This is a genomic window from Dyadobacter sp. Leaf189 (assembly GCF_001424405.1).
GTDB lineage: Bacteria > Bacteroidota > Bacteroidia > Cytophagales > Spirosomataceae > Dyadobacter.
On sequence record NZ_LMPS01000004.1, the window covers coordinates 1,076,356 to 1,101,302 of the forward strand.

At 47.1% G+C, this 24,947-nt stretch carries 22 protein-coding genes; 13 read left to right on the top strand and 9 right to left on the bottom strand.

The window, feature by feature from the left end; genetic code table 11:
* Positions 1-52: 52 nt before the first annotated feature.
* The 3 genes from ASG33_RS13810 to ASG33_RS13820 all read right to left on the bottom strand — a co-directional run bounded on the left by ASG33_RS13810 (position 53) and on the right by ASG33_RS13820 (position 4,367).
* A complete protein-coding gene (locus ASG33_RS13810) occupies positions 53-1,474 on the bottom strand; it encodes an efflux RND transporter periplasmic adaptor subunit (RefSeq protein WP_056285924.1) in 1,422 nt (473 codons plus the stop codon).
* A 49-nt stretch (positions 1,475-1,523) separates the two neighbouring features.
* Positions 1,524-3,017, bottom strand: coding sequence for a TolC family protein (locus ASG33_RS13815; protein ID WP_056285927.1), 1,494 nt, complete (start codon positions 3,015-3,017; stop codon positions 1,524-1,526).
* Positions 3,018-3,131: 114 nt separating this feature from the next.
* Positions 3,132-4,367 carry a nucleoside recognition domain-containing protein gene (locus ASG33_RS13820; protein ID WP_056285929.1) on the bottom strand — a complete coding sequence of 412 codons (1,236 nt, stop codon included), beginning with the start codon at positions 4,365-4,367 and terminating at the stop codon, positions 3,132-3,134.
* Positions 4,368-4,501: 134 nt separating this feature from the next.
* Between ASG33_RS13820 and ASG33_RS13825 the strand changes: the two genes are divergently transcribed.
* A complete protein-coding gene (locus tag ASG33_RS13825) occupies positions 4,502-4,969 on the top strand; it encodes a hypothetical protein (protein ID WP_056285931.1) in 468 nt (155 codons plus the stop codon).
* A gap of 51 nt (positions 4,970-5,020) precedes the next feature.
* On the opposite strand, the gene ASG33_RS13830 is transcribed toward ASG33_RS13825, so the two are convergent.
* Positions 5,021-5,932: a sugar phosphate isomerase/epimerase gene (locus tag ASG33_RS13830; protein ID WP_056285934.1), complete on the bottom strand. Its 912-nt coding sequence runs from the start codon at positions 5,930-5,932 to the stop codon at positions 5,021-5,023.
* 6 nt (positions 5,933-5,938) lie between these two features.
* Positions 5,939-7,198 (bottom strand): Gfo/Idh/MocA family protein, encoded by a 1,260-nt coding sequence (locus ASG33_RS13835; protein ID WP_056285937.1) that lies wholly within the window; start codon positions 7,196-7,198, stop codon positions 5,939-5,941.
* A gap of 252 nt (positions 7,199-7,450) precedes the next feature.
* Between ASG33_RS13835 and ASG33_RS13840 the strand changes: the two genes are divergently transcribed.
* Complete coding sequence (locus ASG33_RS13840) at positions 7,451-9,046, top strand: Na+/H+ antiporter (protein WP_056285940.1); 1,596 nt, start codon at positions 7,451-7,453, stop codon at positions 9,044-9,046.
* Here ASG33_RS13840 and ASG33_RS13845 read toward each other — a convergent pair.
* Positions 9,043-10,569, bottom strand: coding sequence for a S8 family serine peptidase (locus ASG33_RS13845; protein ID WP_056285943.1), 1,527 nt, complete (start codon positions 10,567-10,569; stop codon positions 9,043-9,045). The two genes, ASG33_RS13840 and ASG33_RS13845, sit on opposite strands and share 4 nt — an antisense overlap.
* Before the next feature lie 158 nt (positions 10,570-10,727).
* On the opposite strand from ASG33_RS13845, the gene ASG33_RS13850 reads away from it, so the two are divergent.
* The 11 genes from ASG33_RS13850 (at position 10,728) to ASG33_RS13900 (ending at position 22,413) form a co-directional block, all read left to right on the top strand.
* Positions 10,728-12,017: an aminopeptidase P family protein gene (locus ASG33_RS13850; protein ID WP_056285946.1), complete on the top strand. Its 1,290-nt coding sequence runs from the start codon at positions 10,728-10,730 to the stop codon at positions 12,015-12,017.
* A gap of 44 nt (positions 12,018-12,061) precedes the next feature.
* Complete coding sequence (locus ASG33_RS13855; protein WP_056285949.1) at positions 12,062-12,454, top strand: DUF5618 family protein; 393 nt, start codon at positions 12,062-12,064, stop codon at positions 12,452-12,454.
* An 80-nt stretch (positions 12,455-12,534) separates the two neighbouring features.
* The gene (locus tag ASG33_RS13860) at positions 12,535-13,164 is read left to right on the top strand and encodes an MgtC/SapB family protein (RefSeq protein ID WP_056285951.1); all 630 of its coding nucleotides are present in this window, start codon (positions 12,535-12,537) and stop codon (positions 13,162-13,164) included.
* A gap of 203 nt (positions 13,165-13,367) precedes the next feature.
* Positions 13,368-14,219 (top strand): EboA domain-containing protein, encoded by an 852-nt coding sequence (locus ASG33_RS13865; RefSeq protein ID WP_056285954.1) that lies wholly within the window; start codon positions 13,368-13,370, stop codon positions 14,217-14,219.
* 2 nt (positions 14,220-14,221) lie between these two features.
* Positions 14,222-15,244: a TatD family hydrolase gene (locus tag ASG33_RS13870; protein ID WP_056285958.1), complete on the top strand. Its 1,023-nt coding sequence runs from the start codon at positions 14,222-14,224 to the stop codon at positions 15,242-15,244.
* Between the two features lies 1 nt (position 15,245).
* Positions 15,246-16,115, top strand: a complete 870-nt coding sequence (eboC, locus tag ASG33_RS13875; RefSeq protein WP_056285961.1) for a UbiA-like protein EboC — start codon at positions 15,246-15,248, stop codon at positions 16,113-16,115.
* 39 nt (positions 16,116-16,154) lie between these two features.
* Complete coding sequence (locus ASG33_RS13880) at positions 16,155-17,315, top strand: 3-dehydroquinate synthase (RefSeq protein ID WP_056285964.1); 1,161 nt, start codon at positions 16,155-16,157, stop codon at positions 17,313-17,315.
* Positions 17,315-18,517 carry a metabolite traffic protein EboE gene (gene eboE / locus ASG33_RS13885; RefSeq protein ID WP_056285968.1) on the top strand — a complete coding sequence of 401 codons (1,203 nt, stop codon included), beginning with the start codon at positions 17,315-17,317 and terminating at the stop codon, positions 18,515-18,517. The genes ASG33_RS13880 and eboE overlap by 1 nt, the downstream gene beginning before the upstream one ends.
* Positions 18,510-19,874 (top strand): alkaline phosphatase family protein, encoded by a 1,365-nt coding sequence (locus ASG33_RS13890; RefSeq protein WP_056285972.1) that lies wholly within the window; start codon positions 18,510-18,512, stop codon positions 19,872-19,874. The genes eboE and ASG33_RS13890 overlap by 8 nt, the downstream gene beginning before the upstream one ends.
* A gap of 64 nt (positions 19,875-19,938) precedes the next feature.
* On the top strand, positions 19,939-21,117 hold the full coding sequence (locus ASG33_RS13895) for a sorbosone dehydrogenase family protein (protein WP_056285975.1): 1,179 nt from the start codon (positions 19,939-19,941) through the stop codon (positions 21,115-21,117).
* 39 nt (positions 21,118-21,156) lie between these two features.
* Positions 21,157-22,413, top strand: a complete 1,257-nt coding sequence (locus ASG33_RS13900) for a saccharopine dehydrogenase family protein (RefSeq protein WP_082489209.1) — start codon at positions 21,157-21,159, stop codon at positions 22,411-22,413.
* A gap of 56 nt (positions 22,414-22,469) precedes the next feature.
* Here the strand turns inward: ASG33_RS13900 and folB are convergent, their stop codons facing one another.
* The 3 genes from folB to ASG33_RS13915 all read right to left on the bottom strand — a co-directional run bounded on the left by folB (position 22,470) and on the right by ASG33_RS13915 (position 24,873).
* Positions 22,470-22,820 carry a dihydroneopterin aldolase gene (folB, locus tag ASG33_RS13905; protein WP_056286586.1) on the bottom strand — a complete coding sequence of 117 codons (351 nt, stop codon included), beginning with the start codon at positions 22,818-22,820 and terminating at the stop codon, positions 22,470-22,472.
* 6 nt (positions 22,821-22,826) lie between these two features.
* On the bottom strand, positions 22,827-23,867 hold the full coding sequence (locus tag ASG33_RS13910; protein ID WP_056285979.1) for a DivIVA domain-containing protein: 1,041 nt from the start codon (positions 23,865-23,867) through the stop codon (positions 22,827-22,829).
* A gap of 103 nt (positions 23,868-23,970) precedes the next feature.
* Entirely contained in the window at positions 23,971-24,873 is a 903-nt protein-coding gene (locus ASG33_RS13915) for a WD40 repeat domain-containing protein (protein ID WP_056285983.1), read from the bottom strand.
* Positions 24,874-24,947 lie beyond the last annotated feature (74 nt).

Below are 24,947 nucleotides of genomic sequence, written 5' to 3' on the forward strand. Positions count from 1 at the left end.
ATTTTCCTTTTTAACCTAAACTAAATCGAACTTATTACTTTTTTAGAACGTATCAGTTCCCGTTTTCATTTGATTTTTTATCGTCTTTTTTCACCTCTTCTTTCTTTTTCTCGACCAGATCTCCATTGTTCAGATTTTTCGACACAGCAATGTATGGTCCCGATATGATCTTGTCACCCGCTTTCAGTCCGGACAAAATTTCAATATTTTCAAAGTCGCTGATACCGGTTTTTACTTCCCTCATCTCAGCTTTTCCATTCACGTCCAGAAACACAACTTCCTTGATAGCAACCTCTTTCTTGGGTTTGTTACTGTTTTCTTCCGATCCCTCATTTTCCTGCGGCTGTCCTGCGGCCGCGCCGGCCGGCGGCGTGTTGCTACGTGTTGTCACGGCAGCAATCGGCACCGAAACCACACCATTCTTGCGGTCGGTAATGATGTCCACCGAAGCTGTCATTCCGGGTTTGAAAGGGTAAGATTTCTTAGACCGCGATCCCATTAAGTCACTGAATGATTCATTCAGGATCTTCACTTTTACCTCAAATTCCGTTACTGCATCCGCAGAAGTACTTGCTACGGAAGTGCTCGAAGCGGATGCAAGTCCGGCTGCTGTGTTGGCAATTTCTTTCACCACTCCCTTGAACTTCCGTCCCGATGCGCTGTATGCATCTACGTCAATCTCGGCGGTGTCGCCAAGCGAAACGCGCACAATGTCGTTTTCATTAACATTTACCCGCACTTCCATGTTGGCAAGGTTGGCAATGCGCATCATTTCGGTGCCGGCCATTTGCGAAGTTCCCACGACGCGCTCGCCTGCCTCCACATTCAGCAGAGATATAATGCCGCTTACGGGCGCAAAAATGCTGGTTTTCCGAAGGTTCTCGGCTGCATCACGCAAACCAGCCTCGGCACTCTTGATATTAAAAAGGGCAGCCGAAACATTGGCTTTTGAAGACTCTACATCCTGCTGCGCTACGCCGAAAGTCGACGAGAACTGCTCGAAATCTGCCGCAGATATCACCTTGTCGCTATACAGCTTTTTGTTCCTTTCAAAATTGGCTTTGGCCTGGATCAATCTTGCTTCTGCCTGGGCTACCATTGCTTTGGTTTGCTCATAGTTGGCTTTGCTGGAATTCACAGCTGCCTGCGCGCGCGCCATCAGGGATTCGTAGTTATCCGGCCGGATCTTCAAAAGCAGCTGTCCTTTTACCACTGAATCACCCTCTGCAACATTCAGGCTGATGATTTCACCGGAAACATCGGGACTTAATTTCACTTCCACTTCGGGCTGCACTTTACCTGACGCAGTCACGCGCTCCACAATATCCGATTTCCCCACAGTTGCATATTCAACCTCCGTGGTTTTCGGCTTGCCGATGTATCCCGCCTTTTTAGCCCCGAAGAGACCAACTGCGAGCAGTACGACAAGACCAGCTGTAATCCACCAGATTCGTTTTGAAGATTTACGTGCCATGCTATTTTAGATTACAATGATTGGTTGATTGTGGAATGGGTTAATGCGATCAGAAATCTGAAAGCGGGCGGTTCATATAGAAATCCAGGATTTTGGTCCTGAACACATAGTCGTATTTGGTTTGGACCAGATTACCATTTGCGCGGTCGAGATTGGCTTTGGCAATATTGAATTCAACGGAGTTAATGGCGCCTACATCAAAACGCACCTGCGACACGCGGAATGTTTCCTGCAATGCCCTCACCTGATTTGCCGTTGCAGAATATCTCTTCGCTGCATTGGTCATATCAATATAAGCCTGCTCCACATTCTTGCGGATTGTCAGCTGAACCTGCTGCGCCTGGTATTCGTAGGTTTTTTGCTGGATCTTGGCATTCGCAACGTTGTATTTGACCCTGAAATTTGTAAAAATCGGAATGTTCAGGTTCAGATTTATCGCCGAGTTTCTGTTGAAGTTCAGCTGGTCGAGGTAAGTAAAGGTCCGCAATGCACCGTTCGGTGTCCGTACCTTTTGTACAATCGGTAACTGCTCGTCGTTGTAAAGAATGTAGTCAGTATTGGATACTACCTCGGTAATCGACTCTCCCGAACCATCGGAAACAAACCTCTCTTTCGGAGCGGCACTTGAAAACGTTGTGTAAACTCCACCGCTCAATGTAAGCGAGGGCATTCCTGCTCCGCGTGCGAGATCCACGTTTGTTTTAGCTGCTTCAATGCGCAGGTTTGCCGCTTTCATCTGCGGGAGGTTGTTCAATGCAGTTTCATAAATTTCCTGGATCGTGGCATTGTAAGCCTGCAAAGTCGGGTCTTTCACTTCAATTTTAACCACATTGATCTGCTCGCTGCCGGGCATATTCATGTATTGTTTCAAATTGAGCTTGGCGGTTTCGAGGTTGTTCTGGGCATTTACCAGGGTAAGCTCATCGTTGGCGAGCTGAGCTTTCAAGTCGAGCAGATTGCTCTCGGCGAGGGTACCTGCCTCTACCAGCTTTGCAGTACGGTCTACCTGTAACTGGGACGCATTAACCTGTAACTGCGCCACTTCAATCAGTTCCTGATTGGTAATTACCTGCAGGTAAGACAGCGCCACGTTCAGCATGATATCATTCCGCGTGGCATCCAGGTCTTTGGCGCTGGCCTGGTAGTTTGCATTGTTGAACTTGATATTGTTTTTGATCTGAAACCCGTTGAAAAGGGTAATCTGACCGCCCAGCTGGTAGTTATTGGAGCTGATATTCTGCTGGACAAACTGGTTGGTAAAAGGGTCAATATTTCTACCAAAACTAAAACCCTGTCCGGCGCTGAAACTGATACTCGGCCAGCGCTGCCATTTGGATTGCTGGTAAATGTTGTCGTTGGACTGGACTGTCAGCTCCGATTGTTTGATCTGCGGATTGGTTTCAAGCGCAATGCGAATGCAATCTTCAAGAGAATAGGTGTTAGCGGGCTGATTTACATCTTTTTGCGCGAAGGTAGCTTCAACTGGAACAATTGCACAAACGAGGAAGAACGATAGTGCAGAATTACGTAACGATTTTAACATGGGCCGTCCAGAGTTAGTTGATCAATATTAGCGTTTAGCATAAAAAACAACCATCCATTTTGTACGGACGGTTGCATATAAGTGTAAAAGGGCAATAACGAAAAGGTCTTATTATCAATGAAAAAATAAGTATCCAAGCCAGATCCCTGCGACAACTCCGACAAAGTCTGCTATCAGGCCGGCTACAATCGCATACCTGGTGTTTTTGATTCCTACTGAGCCAAAGTACAATGCGACAATGTACAGCGTGGTGTCGGCCGAGCCTTGAAATATACAAACCAACCTGCCGACAAACGAGTCTGGCCCGAATTCCTTCATTGCGTCGATCATCAATGCACGCGCGCCGCTGCCGCTCAGCGGCTTCATCAATGCAACCGGCAAGGCGTCAGTGAAATCCGTGTTCATCCCCGTGAGCGCAAAAAGGTATTTCAAACCGTCGATCAAATAGTCCATTGCACCGCAGGCCCGGAATGCACTGATCGCTACCAGCAACCCGACCAGATAAGGAATAATGGTGACAGTAGTAGTAAAACCAGCCTTGGCACCATCAATAAAAGATTCAAAGACATTGATTTTTTTATACAAAGCCACTCCCAGAAACCCTGCGATTACCGCTAGCAGTACGGAGTTACCCACGAAAATGGAGATTTTTTCAATCTGTTCTTTGGGCAAACCCGAAAGGTACCAGAGCGTAAATGCAAGAAATGCAGTGATAGACCCGAGCCAGAGCAGGATAGTGCGATTGAACAGGTTAATCTTCTGCCAGGCGGCTGTAATGATCATCGCAACAACCGTGGTAATGTAAGTACCTACCACGCAGGGAATAAAAACGTCCGAAGGGCTTTCAGCGCCGAGAATTGCCCGCTGTGCAATAATGGAAAGCGGGATGATCTGCAAACCGGAAGTATGCAGCACCAGGAACATGATCTGCGCATTGGAAGCGGTATCTTTCACCGGGTTGAGCTCCTGCAGGCTTTGCATTGCCCTGAGACCGAAAGGAGTAGCTGCATTATCAAGACCAAGAAAGTTGGCCGAGAAATTCATGATCATCTGTCCGTGCGCCGGATGATTTTCCGGCACTTCGGGAAAAAGCTTATTGAAGAACGGACCGATAATCCGTGCGAGCCGGTTAATAATTCCGGCTTTTTCACCCACATTCAAAATCCCCAAAAAGAATGTCATCACCCCGGTAAGCGGCAGTGCAATGTCCATTACTGCTACCTCGGCCATTTTCAGCATTCCTTCCGTCACCTCTTTGAAAGTCTGCACATCGCCGGTGAGTATGAATTTCAGGAAAGCGACTGCAAAGGCTATGACGAAGAAGCCGACAAAAATATAGTTCAATGCCATGGTTTAAGCGCGGGAAAGAGGCAGGTTTGGTAATGGTTTGTTTACAATGCAGTAAGTAAAATATTGCATTTAATGCAAATAACAAAAGTATATTGCAAAGCAGGAACTCATCTCAAACCAAACCTCAATTTTCCATGAAGTATTGTTACCTGATTGTCCTGGTACTACTGTACGCATGCAATGGACAAACTGATTCAGGCAGCACAGGCGATGGCGGCGAAAAAGTTGTGAATGATACAATTGCCCTGGAACGCACCGAAGTGCAAAAGTTGCCGGTTGCTACTTACAGCGAGAAAGTGAAAGATCCCCTGAATGACTTTAAGTTCGCGGTAGAAGTTTACGAAACAAAAGCGACGTTCAACTTCCTGATCAAGATGACGTACAAGGCACTCGATGCGGAAGACACATTGAAGGTGCCCAATTTCGGGATTATGCCAAAAGTCGAGATCCGGAAAGGCAAGGAAGACCAATCCTGCATTATAGGTTTTTTGGACAAAACGGGAGAGTTCAAAGAATACAAACTGGTGAAGATCGACCAGGGCCAGCTGAAAATTTCAACGATCAGGCACTACGCGCGAACGCGGTACAAGGTGAAGAAGTAGGAAAAGCCCGGCATACACCGGGCTTTTCCTACTATTTGTAACACTCGTAAATCAAGCGTTGAAAACTTCGTCCATTTTCTCACGGATCGTGAGCAGGCGCTTTCTGTCTCCGCCTGAAACTTCGGCAGAAGCCCAGCCTGAGTAGCCGATTTTTGTCAATGCTTTATTCACTTCGGCCCAGTTGCAATCGCCTTCCATGAATTCCACATCAAAGCCTTTCCACAAACCCAGTTCATTCTGTTTTTTGAAACTGAATTCTTTCAGGTCGAGCTTCAATATACGTTTATCAAGCGCTTCGATCCACGAAACAGGCCAGCTGTAACGAAGCACATTGCCCACATCAAAATACCAGCCAACCATCGGGTGCTTGAACTCGTCTACAAAACGGGCCGCTTCCAATGGACTCAGCAAAAACTGGTTCCAGACGTTTTCAAATGCGATCTTCACGCCCGTCTTCTCAGCAACCGGAAGCAGTTTCCTGATTTCCTTTTGCGAACGTTCGTAAGCTTCGGCATAAGTCGTTGTTGCATTTACTACGCCGGGCACCACCAATACAGTAGTTCCGCCCATTGCTTTGGTATCGATCAATGCCTTTTCAATGGACTTGACGCATTCCTCACGCTTTTTAGGATCAGGATCTGATAGCGGAAGTTTCCAGTGCATGGAGTTGACCGTTCCGGGAAGTTCCAGTCCCGTTTTGTCACGGGCTGCCAGAATTTCCTTCATGGTCAGCTTATCGTCGGGTGAATCAAGTTCCACACCGTCGTAACCCAGATCTTTAAGCAGTTTAAATTTGTCCATTATTGACAAATCCTCTTTCACCATTCCCCATTTCAAACTCTTCTTGATCATGGGTTTGGCCAAAGGTGCATTCTGCAATGCCGCACCGGACACCACAGATGAAGTAACGGCCATAGCTGAGGTAGCTACGGCCGCACTTTTGAGAAATTCTCTACGCTGCATGAAATATCAGGAGAATGCAGTGATACCTGGTTTAGCCACCTCAACAACCGGTGGTTTCATGTCAAAGCTGTAAGCGTCGGGGCCCAGCTTTTCGGAAGAGTTCATTGCATCTTCCCAGGTAATGCGTTTTCCGGTATATGCCGCCATTCTACCCATGATCGCGATCAGGGTGCTGTGCGCCATAAATTCTCCGTCGTTGATCAGCTTGCCGCTACGGATTGAAGCAAAAAGCTCGTTGTGCTCAGTCTGGTACATATCGTTCTGAACACCTTCGTATTTCCAGGGTTTAGCGCCTGTAATTTCGTGTACGTTCCGTGCGCAGTTTACCATTGCACTTCCTTTGGTACCCAATGTTTGTACGAGGTAGCTGTTTTCGCAGTTAGCCTGCTGTCTCGAATGGTGGAAACCTTTTACGCCATTGTCGTAGTCATAAACAACCGAGAAATGGTCGAAGATATTTCCGAACAGCGAATCAGTACGTACCTGGCGACCGCCTGTACCTACTGCCGAAACCGGCAGCTTACCGCCCATTGCCCACGACATCATATCGATACTATGAACAGCCTGCTCCACGATGTGGTCACCTGCAAGCCAGGTGTAGTAAGTCCAGTTACGAAGCACATATTCCGCATCGGACCAGCCTGCTACGCGGGGGAACGACCAGAGTGTACCCGTGTCATAAGTGTTGTAAATCGCTGTGATATCACCTACCGCGCCGTCCAGGATCCTGGAAAAGCTTGCGCGTTTAGGCTCGTGGTAGCGCCAGCAGAAACCAGACATCAAAGAAAGGTTTTTCTGTTTTGCCAATTTTGCTGCGTCAAGTACTTTCCGCACACCCGGCGCATCTACTGCCACTGGTTTTTCGCAAAATACGTGCTTACCTGCATTGATAGCAGCAGTCAAATGCTCAGGACGGAAGTGAGGAGGAGTTGCAAGAAGCACTACGTCCACGCCCGATTCGAGCACTTTCTTATATGCGTCAAACCCGATAAACTTATTACCTTCCTCTACTTTCACTTTCGGACCGTGAATCTTGGTCAGGTTAGCAAGTGAGGCATCCATTTTATCTTTGAAGATATCTCCAACTGCGTGAAGAACAACATTCGGATCAGCTTTCAAAGCCTGATTAGCTGCGCCCGATCCGCGACCACCGCAACCGATCAAACCAATCTTTAAAGTTTCGCTGTTGACACCGCCAAAAGCACGGTTGGGGTTGAGAATGGTAACAGCCGGAAGCGCGCCGCCAGCAAACGCCATTCCCGCCATTTTCAGGACATCTCTTCGAGAAGTACTCATTGTTAATAGGGATTAGGTGATAGATTTACCGAAAATTTAATTTTTTAAGTATACTGCCACAGATTCAACATAAAGTGAGGCAATAAAGATAATCAAAACTGCAATTTTTCTGCTAATGTAAAACCAAAAATTCAAATTGCGTGTTCGACCACACGCAAAAGTTTCATAATGATAAACGAATGAATTGCATACTTTTATATCCCCGAACCTCTATTTCTTAATATGATCCAAGACAATCTACTCCTTATAATTTCCCTGCTTTTTGTGGTTGCAATGCTTACGATGGTAAGCGAAAAAATTGGTGTTTCTTACCCTATATTCCTGGTTATTGCCGGTTTACTGATCAGCTTCATCCCGGGTATGCCCATGCTCGAACTGGCGCCGGACTGGGTGTTTCTTATATTCCTTCCCCCTCTGCTTTACAGTGCTGCATGGAACACTTCGTGGAAAGATTTCTGGTCTGCCAAAAGGCCGATTTCACTGCTCGCATTCGGACTTGTTTTCTTCACAGCCACTGCGGTAGCCTATGTTTCACACGCATTGATTCCCGGCTTTACGCTGGCAATGGGATTTGTACTCGGTGGCATTATCTCCCCTCCCGACGCTGTGGCTGCTACTTCTGTTTTGCAGGGTTTGAAAGTACCGAAAAGAGTTGTGACAATCCTGGAAGGTGAGAGCCTTGTAAACGATGCATCCTCCCTGATCGTTTTCCGGGTTGCTCTTGCTACAGTCGCTTCGGGGCAGTTTGTATTCTGGAAAGCAGGCGTCGATTTTCTGATGGTAGCAGTAATGGGGATACTGATCGGTCTGGCTATTGCGCACGTTTTGTACGTGGTTCACCGGTTTTTTCCAACCACCCCCAGCATTGACACCGCACTTACATTCATATCTCCTTACCTGATGTACATTGCCGCAGAGCATTATCATTATTCAGGCGTTTTGTCCGTAGTAAGCGGCGGACTTTTCCTCAGTTTCCGTTCCCACGAACTTTTCACCTACCAGTCCCGCATGCAGACCAACTACGTGTGGGAAACGGTCATATTTCTGCTCAACGGTATTGTTTTTATTCTGATCGGCTTGCAATTGCCCGAAGTAATGCTCGGCCTCGGCAGCTATACTGTCACAGAAGTAATTTCCTATGCTGTGATTATCAGCCTGCTAACCATCATAATCCGCATTATCTGGGTATTTCCTGCAACTTACCTACCGCGCGTCCTTTTCAGGTCTATCCGTGAAGGAGAGCCAAGGCCGAAATGGCAACCGGTGTTTATTGTAGCATGGAGCGGAATGCGCGGCGTGGTATCCCTGGCCTCTGCACTTGCTATTCCGTTGACGATCAGCGGCGCAGCTTTCCCGCACCGTGACCTTTTCCTGTTTATTACGTTTGTGGTGATACTTTTTACCCTTGTGTTGCAGGGGCTTAGTCTTCCATTGATTATCCGCTGGCTGAAAATCGAAGACGACGGCGAGAATATGGAAGAGCAGAATGCGATGATGAATTCGCGGCTCGCTACTGTCAGCCTGGACTATATGAAATCCAATTACGACGGAGAAATTGCAGAGTTCGAGCCTTTCCGCCTTTTGAAAGACCGTTACGAAAAAATTATAGAAATGGCGGACAGCAAATTCCTGCACACGAATGATGATTCCAACAGAACTACTGTCCGCAAATACCGCAAAATGCTCCTGGAAATTATTGAAGTAAAGCGTGGGGAAATAATAAAGCTGCGCAAGGAAAGAGCCTGCGCAGATGAATTGATCAAAACAAAAGAAAGAGAGCTGGACCTCGAAGAAGCGCGCCTCCGCAAGTCACCTTAGTCCCATTCTACTTCAATCACATTGTCTTTAAGGTCGATCGTTGTAAAGTGTTCCCCATTCTGACGTTTGAGGGACACTTTTCCATTTTGCACCTTGGCAACCTGCTGTGACAGCACATCCTTGTTTGTTTTCTTCCTGTAAATAGCCACCAGCGAGTCAGCACTGGTAACTTCCACATCGCAGCTGCGGCCTTTGGCTTTGACCAGTTTAGCATTGTCAGGCAGGTAAGGCGCTTTTGCAAGTGCCAGCGCACGGGAAGCCTGAGGCACGCCGTATCCCACGAAATTGTTTCCGTAAGGATATAAATGCGACGATTTTTCTATTAAAGCAATCAGCTCTTTGTTTGTTAACCTGGGATTTGCCTGTAAAAGGCAGGCAGCAAACCCGGTTATTACAGGCGCAGAAAGCGAGGTACCGTACAGTGAAAAGCAGGAAACATTGGGTTTTACATAAGATAGAAACTCGGGACCTACACTGCTGTACCCGATCCTGTTCCAGAGCTTTCCGTTGGTTGCACCTACCGAAAGTACTCCTTTTGCATCCGCGGGCGCGGATACGATCCCCCAGCTCTTATCATCCCCTTCATTGCCCGCCGAAACGATCAGCATTATTCCTTTTTTATCGGAAGCGATCTGCGCAGCACGCGAAATCGCGCTCGTTTTCCCATCCATTTGAGAAGGGATATAGTTTTCTTTCGGATCTGAAAAACCTTTGGCATAACCCAGTGAAGTATTGATCAGACGAACACCGAGGCTGTCCATCCATTCCATTGCAGCGATCCAGTTGTCTTCCTCGCCGCGGTATTCACGCATGGAGTAGTCGGTACGCGCTAGATAAAATTTCGCATTGGTTGCCATTCCGTACTGGATTTCATCCTGGAAATCGACACCGGCAATCGCCGCCATTACTTCGGTACCGTGCATATCAGAAAAACTCTCAGCAGAGCTGAAAAGCAATTCGCCCGGGCGGCCCGGTTTTACGTAATCGCGTATCGCTAAAATTCTTTTGTTGGAAAAAATCTGGGTAAGTGACAGGGATGAATCTGCTCCGTAAAAGCCTGCATCAATTACGCCAATGGTAACATCTTTGGCAGTAATACCTTCTTTCAGAAATGCACTGGCCTGAACCTGCGACATCACCGGAGCCATCTGTGCTTTTTCAATGGGCTGGGTTTTGGCAACATAAAAGCCGGGGTCAATAGGCACCACTTCCTTCACAAAATCCAGTTCCCGCACCTTCATAGCCTGCTCGCTGCTCAGCACTGCTGAAACTGCATTCAACCATTTTGAGCGGTTGATGATATGCACTGACTGCGCCTTCAAAGCTTGTTCGTAATCTGCCCGGACAGGCAAGTCTGTTTCGTCCGATAGTGCCAGACCGAGCATTTGGCGAGTTTCCAATGTTTGCCGAGATACCGCCGGTGAGGTTCCTAAGTCTTTGTTTTTCAAATAAATCCAGTACTTGGGAGATGCTGATAAGGCAACAGGGATCAGGACAAATGCAATCAGAAGCAATCTTTTCATGAACGAAAATCAGTTAGGTATTCTTTATTTGGTATCTGAAAAACGGATTACAGCTACACTTCTTTTACCCGAAATGTTATGCCGCAGTTATCCGCAATGATAGAACAAGTTAAACGTAATTTTACAAATTAAATTAGAGTTACAAAAAATAACCGACCATGCGCTACGACCGTATTGATAAAGCCCTGTTTATAGAAAACCGCCGCCGCCTTACCCAGTTAATGAAGCCAAAATCACTCGCTATTTTGAATTCAAATGACATTATGCCGACCAATGCAGACGGCACAATGGGCTTCAAACAGAACGCAGACCTATTTTATCTGACCGGCGCGGACCAGGAAGAAACGATGCTCCTTATTTTTCCGGATCACCCCGACCCGAAGTTCCGGGAAGTGCTGTTTTTGCGTGAAACCAATGAGCTGATTGCGGTTTGGGAAGGTGAAAAGCTGACGAAAGCACAAGCAAAGGAGGTAACCGGTATCCAGTCGATCTTCTGGACGCACCAGTTTGAAACTGTATTTGGAAACATCGTTTTTGAAGCTGAAAATGTTTACCTGAATACCAACGAACATACCCGGAATGATTCGCAGGTGCAAAGCCGGGACGGGCGTTTTGTGCGTGATTTCAGGGAGAGATACCCGCTGCATACCCTCCTGCGAATCGCCCCGCTCATGCACCAGTTGCGCGCGACGAAACATCCGATTGAAGTGGAATTACTTCAAAAAGCTTGCGCAATTACCAGGTCGGGTTTTGAGCGTGTACTTAAATTTGTGAAACCCGGCGTGCACGAGTTTGAGATTGAGGCTGAGCTTGTACACGAGTTTATCCGAAACCGCTCCAAAGGATTTTCTTACCAGCCCATTATTGCATCTGGCGCAAATGCGTGTGTTTTACATTACATTCAAAATGACCAGCCTTGCAAGGACGGTGACATTATATTACTCGATGTAGCTGCCGAATACGCCAATTACGGGGCAGATCTGAGCAGGAGTATTCCCGTTAACGGGCGGTTTACCAAAAGGCAGCGTGATGTGTACGATGCTGTACTGCTCGTGTTCAAAGCTGCAAAGGGAATGCTTGTCAGTGGGAATATCTGGGACGAATACCACCGCGAAGTGGGAAAGGTAATGGAAAGCGAGCTGATCGGTCTTGGGCTGCTCTCGAAGGAAGCCATTGAAAAACAGGACCCGGACTGGCCGGCTTACAAAAAGTACTTTCCGCATGGAACATCACATTTCCTCGGACTCGATATCCACGACGTCGGCAATAAGTACCGCCGCTTCGAACCTGGAATGGTGTTAACTTGTGAGCCAGGCATTTACATTCGTGAAGAAGGCCTGGGTATCCGCCTCGAAAACGACATTCTGATCACCGAAACCGGCAACATTGATCTCATGGCAGATATTCCTTTGGAAGCTGAGGAGATTGAGGAATTAATGAATAGCTAACTTTGCTATTTTGCTATCTTTGAACAAAAACCAAACATACACTCATGAAAGAAAACACCTCCGATTCCATTGAAGAAGCCAGACGCTATCTGGCGAATGCAAAGCAGATTTTGAGTGAAAAGGCGCGTAAAGAAGATGGTTATTTCCAAGACCAGAAGTATGTAAAAATGGCCGGGCACACAGCCTACACAGGTATTTTGCTGGTGCTCGATGAAATTTTTGGAAAGAAAACACGCGGAAGAAAAGATGTTGACTGGTATAAACAGCATCTTTCGCAGGCTGACAAAAAGATGCTTAATTCATTTATGACCGCCTACCAGGTTTTACATCTGGATATGGCTTATGACGGAGCCAAGAGCGCCGCGCTCGCAAGGTTAGGATTGGAGGAGGCAGAAAAACTGATACATTGGGTTGAAAGAAAAACTGGCAGCGCGTGATAAAAAGTCATTTAATTTGCCGGCCGGAGAGATTCTGATCTTTCCGGCTTTTTGTTTGGGGCGATATAAAAACGCATTGCATGGAATTCTTTCCTGAAGACATTTATAAACTGCTGCTATCCTTTTTCCTCGGCGCGATCATCGGCGCAGAGCGCGAGTACCGGAGCAAGTCCGCCGGCCTGCGAACCATGATCCTGATCGCGGTGGGCTCTACCCTTTTTACACTGCTATCCATTAAGGTAAGTTCCGACGCCGGCCGCATAGCCGCCAATATCGTTACCGGAATCGGCTTTATCGGTGCGGGGATCATTTTCAGGGAAAACAACCGCGTAGTAGGTATTACTACCGCGGCTATCGTGTGGGTCACAGCGGCTGTTGGGATGGGGATTGGAGCGGGTTATTATGAGGCAACTTTCGCTTGCTTTGTTATTTCAGGTATGTCGCTGGTCATCCTTGCCCCCGTTCAAAAGTTTATCCGCAAAAGAAGCCAGATCCGTAATTACAGACTTGTCTGCATTTATCAGCAGCAATCGCTCAAAGTGTACGAGGATATGTTCAAAGAACTTGATATGACCATCTTACGCGGAGAGCAAAGCCGGGTTGGAGATAAAATAACCGGTAGTTGGACTTTACAGGGTTCCGAGAAGCATCACAATGAGCTCACCAGGCAGCTCCTGAATGATCCGGAGATCAAGGAATTTGACTTTTGAAAATGACGGATATCATTCGTCTCACATTAGTTTTTAATTAAAATTGAAGCCTCAAACGCGTAAAATGAGTTTTCCAGCCACATCAAACCGTTATAATAGTTGTTAGGGAAACTTTATAAAGTGAAATAAACATTTATACTAAAACAACCCGAAACCTTACTGATTTGCCTGCTGGCATTTAAGTCCGTTTTCCTTTTAAAAAAATGTCTGACATAGTTAAGCAAAAGCTTTGGGAGATAATCAGCCGGAACACTTCTGCTACGGAATCCGAATGGTTACAGCAAAAAGGATCTGCTGCACCTCTTGAATTAATGACCGCTTTCGTAGCAGCCCCGCGCTTTCTTGCCAAGAAAATCGTGGAGGTATCCGAAGACGAACAATGGTCGCTCGATACGGAGATACCTGGCTTTTCAGTGAATAACTGGTCGCTCGTGCGTTTGAGCCGCGTGTGGCTGCTGACCCAGCTGGATCCTTCGGACAAAAGTGAGTACGTCAAAAACATCGAAACGCTTTTTGACACAGCCGAAATGAACGAGCTGGTTGCATTGTATGCTGCATTGCCGCTGCTCTCCTACCCCGATCAGTGGCTCTTCAGGGCTACCGATGCGGTTCGCTCCAACATGGGTTTTGTGTTTGATGCGATTGCGCTGCATAACCCCTATCCTGAAAAGTATTTCAACGAACTCGCCTGGAACCAGCTGGTGCTGAAAACCATCTTCAACGACAAGCCTATTCATTTGATCGAGGGACTGGCAAACAGGGCCAATGAAAAGCTAGCGATGACACTGTCCGATTTTGCGCATGAGCGATGGGCAGCCGGCCGGAGTGTAGGTCCGCAAGTTTGGCGGCTCGTGGGCAAGTTTATGAACCAGGCTTTGCTCGCTGATATGCAGCACCTTTTTGAATCCCAGAACGGCGATGACCGGAAGGCGGCAGCATTAGCCTGCTCCGAATCTTCCCTGCCGAATGCGAAATACCTTTTGGCCAAATATACAGATCTCGAAAAATCTGTCAGATCAGGTGAACTGACCTGGACCCAACTTGAACATTCATAATTATGTGCTTAAACCCCAATGAAGCCGCGACTAACCCTTCGCACTTTGAAGAAAGCGATGAGACAGCAGCCGCGCACCGCGATATTGCCTGGAACGATTACCGTGACCTGATCAAAGGAATGCGCTTTTTTGATCCGCATATCCACATGGTTTCCCGCACTACCGACGATTACCAGGCCATGCACCAGGCGGGGATCGTTGCATTGATCGAACCTGCTTTCTGGGTTGGCCAGCCGCGTACCGGGCTTTCGAGCTTCAAAGATTATTACAGCAGTCTGGTAGGCTGGGAAAGATTCCGCTCCTCTCAGTTCGGTATCAAGCATTATTGTACGATGGGATTAAACTCCCGCGAAGCAAACAATGAGCCGCTTGCCGAGCAGGTAATGGAAATTTTACCGCTTTATATATACAAAGAAGGTGTCGTAGGTGTCGGTGAAATTGGTTTTGATGATCAGACACCGGCTGAGGAAAAGTATTACAGACTGCAACTCGAACTGGCCAAAGAAGCCAAGCTGCCGGTGCAGATCCACACGCCGCACCGCGACAAAAAGAAAGGTACCGAACGCTCCATGGCGATCGCGATCGAGCACGGCATTGATCCTTCGTGGGTGATTGTAGACCATAACAATGAAGAAACCGTGAAAAGCGTGCTTGACCAGGGCTTCTGGGCTGCATTCACGATTTATCCTTTTACCAAAATGGGAAATGAACGGATGGTAAAAGTAGTGGAACAATATGGTCCCGAACGCATTATGATCAACTCCGCAGCCGACTGGGGGATTTCCGATCCGCTCGCTATTCCGAAAACAGCTGCATTGATGAAAATGAAAGGGATTTCAGACGAGGCGATCCGGCAGGTAACTTACCAGAATGCGATCGATGCTTTTGGTAAAAGCGGACAGATTGATGTAAGTGATTTTGAAAACGGCTACGAGGTCGACCAGACTGCAAAGTTTCACGGAAACAGCATTCTGCGCGGCGGCCAGCAGCCCGCCCCTGTCAAAGAATCCCTAGTGATCCGGTAACGTGAGCAGCATTAAACCCTATTTACAACTAACGCGCCCGGCTAACCTGGTCACCGCCATTGCCGACATTCTCGCTGGCCTTGCGATCGCCCAGTTTACCTTTTCTGATTTCTCACCTGCATGGCTGGTTGCTTCCACGTTGGGACTTTACGGAGGCGGCGTGGTGATGAATGATGTTTTCGATGCCAAGCTCGACAGTATCGAGCGCCCGGAAAGACCAATCCCAAGTGGCAAAGTACCGCTTGTTTCGGCTACTTTCATGGGCATCTCCCTGCTGGTATTTGGAATGCTATCCGCAGCACTTTTCAGCGGATTAAGCGGTCTTATCGCAGTTATTATCGCATTGCTGACGATTTTGTATAATCGTTTTGCCAAACACCACGCATTCATGGGCCCACTTACGATGGGTATGTGCCGCGGCGCCAATCTGATACTCGGAATGAGCGTGATACCCGAGTCATTTCAAAAATATGGCTGGATCGCATTGCTACCAATCGCTTACATTTTTGCGATTACGATGATCAGTCAGGACGAAGTACACGGCGGGAAAAAGCGGACTTTGTATATCGCTGCACTGCTTTACGCGATTGTACTTGCCGCTCAGCTGACGATTGCCGGTCGGGAAGGAAATATATTGTTCACAATTCCATTCGTTTTGTTGCATGCCTGGCTGATTGGCCGGCCGTTATGGAATGCGATACAAAATCCCGTTGGTCCGCTGATCGGCAAGGCGGTGAAGGCGGGGGTCATTTCGCTTATTGTGATGAATGCCTCCTACTGCGTAGCTTTTGGTTTGCTGCCGCTTGGCCTGGCTGTACTCGCATTACTGCCGCTGTCTATGCTGCTCGCCCGGGTTTTCGCCGTAACTTAGTATTAAAATAAACCCATATTGCATTCAATGTCTTTTTCAATGCAAACCATACAACAGCGTTTCCAAATAGAATATAATTATGCGGTGTACTTCACACAGCAGTTGTTCAGTGCAAATAATCCTTTACTGAAAGATTTTTTCAATGGATTTTTGGAAGAAGGCTTTCAGAGAAAAGCACTGGTGATCGTGGACGAAGGTTTCGCCGCATTTCATCCGACACTTTCCGAGGAGATCAAAATGTACTTTACAACAGCAGTACCTCAGATCCAGCTTGCTGCTAACATCATGATCATACCTGGGGGCGAAGCTTGCAAGAATGATCCTGCATTATTTGAAAGTCTGGTAGAAGCCGTTGACGTACACGGTATCGACCGCCATTCTTTTGTAATTGGGATAGGCGGCGGCGCGGTACTCGATCTGGTAGGTTATGCTGCGGCAGTTTCACACCGGGGTATCAAGCTGATCCGCATTCCAACTACTGTTTTGGCACAAAACGACTCAGGGGTTGGTGTTAAAAACAGTATTAACTTCCGTGGAAAGAAAAACTTCCTGGGCACGTTTGCGCCACCTGTGGCTGTTTTCAATGATCTTACTTTTTTGCGGACACTAGATGACAGAGACTGGCGCGCCGGAATCGCAGAGGCAATTAAAGTTGCATTGATCAAGGATGCCGCTTTTTTTGAATGGATTGAAGCAAACGCAGAAGCACTGGCGGCCCGCGACGAGCAAGTAATGGCTTACCTGATCCATCGCTGCGCCGAAATGCACACCGATCACATTGCAGGTGGCGACCCGTTTGAATTCGGTTCTTCCCGGCCACTCGATTTCGGTCACTGGGCTGCACATAAATTAGAGTATCTTACTAATTTCCAGGTTCGCCACGGAGAAGCGGTGGCAATTGGTATTGCATTGGATTGTGTATATGCTACAAAAATCGGTATGCTCGCCGAAGCAGACCTGACCCGCATTCTGGACGTTTTGAACAAGCTGGGTTTTGAATTATATCATTCCAAACTGGCTGAAAATGACAAGATCAACCTGCGGAATGGATTGCATGAGTTCAGGGAACATTTGGGCGGCAGACTGACCATTATGTTACTTGAAAGAATTGGCAAAGGTGTTGAGGTACACGAGCTGGACGCAGATATCATCGCACAATCGGTTGATTATCTGGAAAGCTCAAAAATAATCCACGCATAATGATCACGCCGTACGGACATTTAACTTACTGCTCCAATATCCACCCGGGAGAAAAATGGGCGGACCATTTTCAGTCGCTGCGGGACAATCTGCCATTTATCAAGCAGCAGCTATCACCCGACCAACCTTTTGGACTTGGCCTGCGCGTGGCGAATGAAGCTTCCATTGAACTGAGCAAACCCGAAGTACTGGCGGGATTTAAAAGCTGGCTCTCGGAAAATGATATATATGTTTTTGTGATCAATGGATTTCCTTACGGCGGGTTTCATAATGTAGTCGTGAAAGACGATGTACATGCACCAGACTGGACTACGATCGACCGGCTTGAATATACCGTCAGGTTGTTTAACATACTTGCCGAGCTGCTGCCGGAAGGAATGCACGGGGGAGTTTCCACGCCGCCGCTGTCTTACCGTTACTGGTGGGAAACCGAGGAGGACAAGCATAAGGCGACAGAAAGGGCTACTTCTCACATTCTGGAACTGCTTGATACGCTGATCGCCATTGAAAAAGAAACCGGCAAATACCTGCACCTGGACATAGAGCCGGAGCCGGACGGTATTCTCGATAACACAGTTGACTTTGTTGAATGGTATAAAAAAACGCTCTTACTAAGAGCCGAAGAGTACCTGGGCGCGAAGTACGGATTTACTAATGAGCAGGCTACTGATGCCGTTCTGAGGCACATTCAGCTTTGCTATGATATCTGCCACGCGGCTGTCGGCTTTGAAGATCCACAAGATATCCTGGACTCATTAAATGAGGTCGGGATTAAAGTGGGCCGCATTCAGGTGAGCTCCGCTTTGAAGGTGAATTTTGAAAATGAGAGAGAGATCAAGCTGAAAGCGATTGAAACTTTCGACGAACCCGTTTACCTGCACCAGGTAGTTGCATTGAATGAAGGCCAGAGCAAAACGCGCTACCCTGACCTCAAAGACGCGCTGAAAGACTGGAACGAGCAGCAAAAAGAATGGCGCGTACATTTCCACGTACCGCTTTTTGTCAATCACTACGGTGTACTTGAATCTACCCAATCTGATATCGTAAAAACGCTGGGCATTCATAAAGAGAACCCGTTTTCAGATTATCTGGAAGTGGAAACTTACACCTGGGGCGTGCTGCCTGAAGATATGCAAAAGCCCATTGGTGAGTCGATCGTGCGCGAGCTGGAGTGGGTGAAGAAAATTTTGAGTTATGAATAAAACAGTAGTAATCGACATTGTCGGATTAAGTGCCAATCTGATCGGAGAACATACCCCGTTTTTGGCCAAATACATCAAAGACCGGCAGTTAACACCTATAAAGCCCGTTTTACCCGCAGTTACCACAACTTCCCAGAGTACCTATATCACCGGTAAATGGCCGGCTGAAAACGGGATCGTTGGAAATGGCTGGTACGACCGGGAAGATGCGGAAGTGAAGTTTTGGAAACAGTCTAACAAGCTGGTAAAGGGCGAAAAGATCTGGGAAGCTGCCAAACGCATTGACCCGCATTTCACCTGCGCCAAAATGTTCTGGTGGTATAATATGTACTCCACCGCTGACTTCTCAGTAACTCCAAGACCGCAGTACCACGCCGACGGAGTGAAAGCGCCCGACTGCTATGCTTACCCGCCTGAACTGCGCGACGAGCTGCAAAAAGACCTGGGACAATTTCCATTGTTCAACTTCTGGGGCCCGAATGCGAATATCAAATCAAGTAAATGGATTGCAGATTCTTCTATTTGGGTTGATAAAAAGCATGATCCGACACTTACGCTCATTTACCTGCCACATTTGGATTATTGCCTTCAAAAATTCGGCCCCGATTTTTCGAAAATCAGCAAAGAGCTGGGTGAGATCGACAATTTGGTAGAAGAGCTGGTGACGCATTATGAATCCAAAAATGCGAAGATCATTTTGCTTTCTGAATACGGGATCAATCCTGTAAGTAACCCGATCCACATCAACCGGATCCTGCGGAATGAAGGTACCATTTCGATACGGACTGAAAGGTGGTATGAACTGCTCGACGCAGGCGCTTCGAAAGCTTTCGCAGCAGCCGATCATCAGATTGCACACGTTTATATTAATGATGAATCTGTTCGGGAGCGGATTATCAAAGTTTTAAAACAAACACCGGGCATTGACCTGGTACTGGATAAAGAAGAACAGAAAGCCTACCATATCGATCACGAACGCTCGGGTGACCTGGTGGTTATGGCCAAACCTGACAGCTGGTTTACTTACTATTACTGGCTCGACGATGCCAAAGCGCCAGACTACGCGCATTTGGTGGATATACACAGAAAACCAGGTTACGACCCGGTTGAAATGTTTATGGACCCCAAAAACCCTTTGATCAAAGTTCGCGCGGGCTATAAACTTGCCCGAAAATTAATGGGATTCAGGTACCTGATGGATGTAATCCCGCTGGATGCCACATTGGTCAAAGGTTCTCACGGGAGTATCAACGTGCCCCGCCAATATTACCCGATCTGCATTACTGATTCGCCGCTCGAAAAGAGCGAGATTGAGGCGGTTGATGTGTACGATGTGATCTGGAAACATTTGATTTAAAGGAAGTTTTAAAAACAAAAAGCATTTACAGGACGTTGAACTAACAAACTTCAACGTCCTGAATATGAAACCTCATCTGACTCACGCTTTCTTAATTGCCACTTTACTGCTCGCGTGTTCTTCCAAAGACCCTGATAAGGAGGAGGTACCAGAGATCCCGAAGGGCGGGATCACTTCTGCTGACGCATTCCCCGCATTGAAATTCAACTTACCCGTTGAGCTCGCCCAGGCGCCGGGCGACAGCAGCCGCTTTTACGTGATCGAGCAGGAAGGAACGATCAGAACTTTCGCAAGTACAGCTTCCGTAGCCAGCAGCAGTGCTTTTCTTGACATTAAAAATAAAGTAACCTCTGGCGGCGAACGCGGTTTGCTGGGTCTTGCTTTCCACCCGGACTATAAGACAAACGGGTTCCTTTTTGTCAATTATACCAATGGAAATCCATTAAAAACTACGATCGCGCGCTACAAAGCGAACCCGGCAACTAACCAGGCTGATCCTGCAAGTGAGGTGGTACTGTTCACATTCAACCAACCTTACAGTAACCACAACGGAGGCTCAATGCATTTCGGGAAAGATGGATTGCTGTATATCGCGACCGGTGACGGGGGTAGCGGCGGCGATCCTGAGAACAATGCGCAGAACCTGAAAAGTCATTTGGGTAAAATCCTGCGTGTGGATGTGAATGGAACTACGAAAGGCAATTATGGTATCCCAGCCGATAATCCATTCGCGACGAACACCGAAGGAAACCTGCCGGAGATTTATGCGTACGGTCTCAGAAATCCCTGGCGGATCAGTTTCGATATGGAAAACAACAGGCTGTTTGCAGGAGATGTGGGCCAGAATGAGCGAGAAGAAATTGATATTATTACCAAAGGCGGTAATTATGGCTGGCGATTGAAAGAGGGCGTTGATTGCTACAATCCAGCCTCAAACTGCGGCCGGGAAGGTTTGGTTGAGCCTATTCACGATTACAGCCAGAGCAATGGCGATAAATCCATCACAGGCGGCTATGTGTATCGTGGTAAAGCGGTACCCTCATTGATTGGCAAATACATTTACGGCGATTATGTGAGCGGACGGATCTGGGCGCTGGAAATGGACGGTAATGCAAAAAAGGAAAATACGCTGATCCTGGAAAACCAGGGGTCAATTTCTTCTTTCGGGCAGGATGTGAATGGGGAGGTTTATTTCCTCAATTACAGCGATGGAAAGGTAATGAAGCTGGTGAATGCAAATTAAGTTGAAAAATAAGCCCGCCATTTTATCTTTGCCGAAAATATGAACCAACTTGTCCGGTCTCCTGACAAGTTTAAAAATATAAAAATGTCGAAAGTCCTAATTATTGGCGCGGGTGGTGTTGGTAGTGTTGTTGCGCATAAATGTGCAATGAACAGCAATGTTTTTACCGAGATCATGCTGGCCAGCCGCACCAAAGCCAAATGCGATAAAATTGCCGCTGAAATCCAGGAAATGCACGGAGTTACTATCCAGACTGCGCAGGTTGATGCAGATATAGTAGCCGAAACAGTGCTTTTGATCAAGCGTTTTCAACCTAAGCTACTGATCAATGTAGCATTGCCTTACCAGGATCTGACGATTATGGAAGCCTGTCTGGCAACCGGCGTACATTACCTGGATACCGCAAATTACGAGCCGAAAGATGTTGCCAAGTTTGAATACAGCTGGCAATGGGCTTACCAGGAGCGGTTTAAAGAAGCTGGTTTAATGGCGGTTCTGGGCTGCGGCTTCGACCCGGGCGTTACGCAGGTTTTCACGGCTTATGCCAACAAGCACCATTTCGATGAAATGCATTACCTGGATGTTATTGACTGTAATGCAGGAGATCATGGAAAAGCATTTGCGACTAACTTCAATCCGGAAATCAATATCCGTGAAATCACGCAGCCAGGAAGGTACTGGGAGAATGGCGAGTGGATTGAAATCCCTGCAATGTCCATTCACAAACCGATTGAATATCCGGGTATTGGTCCAAAGGAAAGCTATGTGCTTTACCACGAAGAGCTTGAATCTTTGGTGAAAAACTTCCCTACCCTAAAACGGGCGCGTTTCTGGATGACTTTCGGACAAGCTTACATTACGCATTTGAATGTGCTTGAAAATGTAGGTATGACCAGCATTAAGCCTATCAAATTTCAGGGAATGGATATCGTGCCGCTCGAATTCTTGAAAGCAGTACTACCTGCACCTGATTCTTTGGGCGAAAATTACTCCGGACAAACTTCCATTGGTTGCCAGATCAAGGGTATTGAAGATGGAGAAGAAAAGACTTACTACGTTTGGAACAACTGCGACCATGCTGAATGCTACCGCGAAGTACGCGCACAGGCTGTAAGCTATACCACGGGAGTTCCGGCAATGATCGGCGCCATGCTGATGCTGACGAATGAAGAATGGATGAAGCCGGGTGTATACAATGTAGAAGAATTGAACCCTGATCCGTTCATGGACTTGCTTAACCAGCACGGTTTGCCATGGAACGAGCGGATCAACGTTCCGCTTCCTCACGAGTATTGACGTTGCTTTGGTGACAAAGGATAATAAGAGAGGCAGCCCTAAGGCTGCCTCTCTTATTATCCTTCCATCGTTATAGTAGCCCGCGTACAAACCCCTCCTACCGGCGGGTTGAACTTGGAGACCCGCACTTTGATATTTGCTACAAGCGGGTAATGTTCTCTGATCTTCTCAATTACATTGAAGCCGATGTGTTCCAGTAGTTTTGCAGGCTCCTGCATTACTTTGGACGCGATCTGATAAATCGTTTCGTAATTGACTGTTTCACTGAGTTTATCGGCTTGCGCGGCTTTAAAAAAATCAGTTGTGATTGTTATGTCGAGCGCGTATTTGTTGCCTATCCTTTGCTCTTCGGGATAATATCCGTGATAGGCAAAAAATTCAAGTCCTTCAAGGCTGATAGTTCCCAATGTCAATTAGATTTGGTCAAAGAATGAACCTCCGCCGCCCGTTTTCTTGGGTTGGGTAGTTTCACGCGGCCTGTTGATCGCCGGTGATGAATCGCGCGCTTTTTCAGCTGATCTGTGCATTTCAGCCAATGCTTCATTTGCCTCATCGGCAGCGCTTCTTACTGTTTCCCGTGGCCTGTTGTAAACCACTTCCTCCTCAACCGGTTCTGGTTCCGGCTCTGTGACTGCTACGGGCTCAGGTTCCTCGATCGCATTCAGCTCCTCCTGTTCAAAGGCCGCTTCGGGCAACAATTCTTCTTCTTCCGGTTCAACTTCAACGATTTCTGGCTCTTCCTCTTCTTTTGCGATCTCAAAAACAACTTCCGGTTTATCGTCCTGCAAAATCACAGATACCTCCGCCTGATGCTCCTCCGGCTCCTCTTCCCTGGCAACTTCCATGGCAGGAATCTGATAAGTTGGTTTCTTTGGAATATCGATTTCAGCAACGTGCTGCTTGATTTCCTCCATCTTGTTCAGAACAGATTCCTTATCATATTTCTGCTCAAAACGTTCAACAGTATCTATGGTATTATTGGCCAGCGAAGTAAGCTGAACAATGAGGTTGTCCCTGAAATTTTCAATCGCTTTGAAGTCACGTTCCTGCCGTTTGATTTCAGTTGCAAAATCCTCTTTGAATTGCTTCAAACGATCTTCGGTTTCCCGTATAATCTGGCTCGTCCTGGATTCTGCTTCCGACACCAGATCACTGGCTGTTGACTTCGATTCTTCAATCCTTTTCTCAGCAAGCTCATGTGCTTCCTTCTCAATCAGCTTACTGGTATCTTCCGCCGCTTTCAGTGTGCGAAATAGCGTTGATTCTATGTCTTTTAACTTGCTAAGCTCCTTTTCCGCATATTCGAGCTGCATTTTCAACAAGCTGTTTTCGCTCGAAAATCGCTCCCATTCCTGTGACAGTGAATTCAGGAAAGCATCTACTTCGTCCGGGTCGTAACCTCTGAAAATCTTTTCAAAAGTATGCTTGCGTATCTCTATCGCGGATATTTTCATGATGCGTTCAAAGCTTTGTTACTAGATAAAATCAGTCGTGTAAGTTAAAGATATATGCGTCATTTTTCAAAGTATTTGCCAATAATACCATATTATAAGTATGCTATTCGGCCACTTTCCAGACCGATATCATCCGGTCGTCGCTGCATGATATCAGCTGGTTTTCACACGTTGTCCAGAGGAGTTTATTCACCGAAGTTCCATGCCCGGCGTGGCGTGCACGATCGATGATTTTCTTTAATTTGAAAGTTGCAGTATCCCAGACTTTAATTGATTTGTCCATACTGCAGGTAGCAAATAATTGCTGGTCGGGACTGAATGCAATGTCGTTGATGGCGTACATGTGCGCAGGAATGTCGGCCACTGTACCATAAGCATCATTTACATCCCAGATTTTCAGGTGCGCATCGCGCCCGGTTGTGAAAAGATATTGACAGTCCGGTGAATACTTAACGGAGAAAACGGAGTTTGAATGTGATTGGATTGTCTTTTTTAAAACAAAACCGTCCAGATCAAAGATATGTACATTGCATTCGCTGTCGCCGGTTGCGAATTCATTGGTAAGCGAATTAACTGCAATCGACCGCACACTTTTACCCGAAACCTTGATGTGCTTACGAACAGAAAAGCTCGGCACATCCACCACAATGATCACCCCGTCACCGGTAGCAATCAATGCATTTTCGCCCCAGATCTTGATATCAAAAATGGCAGCCGCCGTGATCTTTGACGTTTTTTCGATCTTATTACTTACGGTGTCCAGCAGCTGAATTCCCTCGTAGTTCTGACCGATCCAGAGCTTTTGATCCTCAGGATGGAGGGCCAGCGTATAAACGGAGGTGCCTGCGCGCGCAACGAGGTTGCCCAGGTCTGGCTTATTCAGATCCCATTGAATGACAAATCCATCGCCGCCGGCAGAATAGAAACCGTGGGAAGTCGAATCTGAAATTATTGTATAAACACTATCCCGATGACCGGAAAAAGTATCTACTTTGTGAATGTTCATTGTTTTTTGGTGGTTAGCAGTTAGCCTTTGCTGTTAGCCGTTAGGTATTAATTAATGGAGCCAACTCAAAGCTA

Excerpts from the sequence above, each read along its gene's own strand:
- ASG33_RS13840 (WP_056285940.1), top strand. The coding sequence starts at position 7,451 with ATGATCCAAGACAATCTACTCCTTATAATTTCCCTGCTTTTTGTGGTT.
- ASG33_RS13915 (WP_056285983.1), bottom strand. The coding sequence starts at position 24,873 with ATGAACATTCACAAAGTAGATACTTTTTCCGGTCATCGGGATAGTGTT.
- ASG33_RS13850 (WP_056285946.1), top strand. The coding sequence starts at position 10,728 with ATGCGCTACGACCGTATTGATAAAGCCCTGTTTATAGAAAACCGCCGC.
- ASG33_RS13845 (WP_056285943.1), bottom strand. The coding sequence starts at position 10,569 with ATGAAAAGATTGCTTCTGATTGCATTTGTCCTGATCCCTGTTGCCTTA.
- ASG33_RS13895 (WP_056285975.1), top strand. The coding sequence starts at position 19,939 with ATGAAACCTCATCTGACTCACGCTTTCTTAATTGCCACTTTACTGCTC.
- ASG33_RS13835 (WP_056285937.1), bottom strand. The coding sequence starts at position 7,198 with ATGGCGGGAATGGCGTTTGCTGGCGGCGCGCTTCCGGCTGTTACCATT.
- ASG33_RS13830 (WP_056285934.1), bottom strand. The coding sequence starts at position 5,932 with ATGCAGCGTAGAGAATTTCTCAAAAGTGCGGCCGTAGCTACCTCAGCT.
- ASG33_RS13825 (WP_056285931.1), top strand. The coding sequence starts at position 4,502 with ATGAAGTATTGTTACCTGATTGTCCTGGTACTACTGTACGCATGCAAT.
- ASG33_RS13820 (WP_056285929.1), bottom strand. The coding sequence starts at position 4,367 with ATGGCATTGAACTATATTTTTGTCGGCTTCTTCGTCATAGCCTTTGCA.
- ASG33_RS13890 (WP_056285972.1), top strand. The coding sequence starts at position 18,510 with ATGAATAAAACAGTAGTAATCGACATTGTCGGATTAAGTGCCAATCTG.
- ASG33_RS13855 (WP_056285949.1), top strand. The coding sequence starts at position 12,062 with ATGAAAGAAAACACCTCCGATTCCATTGAAGAAGCCAGACGCTATCTG.
- ASG33_RS13900 (WP_082489209.1), top strand. The coding sequence starts at position 21,157 with ATGAACCAACTTGTCCGGTCTCCTGACAAGTTTAAAAATATAAAAATG.
- ASG33_RS13815 (WP_056285927.1), bottom strand. The coding sequence starts at position 3,017 with ATGTTAAAATCGTTACGTAATTCTGCACTATCGTTCTTCCTCGTTTGT.
- eboE (WP_056285968.1), top strand. The coding sequence starts at position 17,315 with ATGATCACGCCGTACGGACATTTAACTTACTGCTCCAATATCCACCCG.
- ASG33_RS13860 (WP_056285951.1), top strand. The coding sequence starts at position 12,535 with ATGGAATTCTTTCCTGAAGACATTTATAAACTGCTGCTATCCTTTTTC.
- ASG33_RS13870 (WP_056285958.1), top strand. The coding sequence starts at position 14,222 with ATGTGCTTAAACCCCAATGAAGCCGCGACTAACCCTTCGCACTTTGAA.
- ASG33_RS13810 (WP_056285924.1), bottom strand. The coding sequence starts at position 1,474 with ATGGCACGTAAATCTTCAAAACGAATCTGGTGGATTACAGCTGGTCTT.
- ASG33_RS13910 (WP_056285979.1), bottom strand. The coding sequence starts at position 23,867 with ATGAAAATATCCGCGATAGAGATACGCAAGCATACTTTTGAAAAGATT.
- ASG33_RS13865 (WP_056285954.1), top strand. The coding sequence starts at position 13,368 with ATGTCTGACATAGTTAAGCAAAAGCTTTGGGAGATAATCAGCCGGAAC.
- ASG33_RS13880 (WP_056285964.1), top strand. The coding sequence starts at position 16,155 with ATGCAAACCATACAACAGCGTTTCCAAATAGAATATAATTATGCGGTG.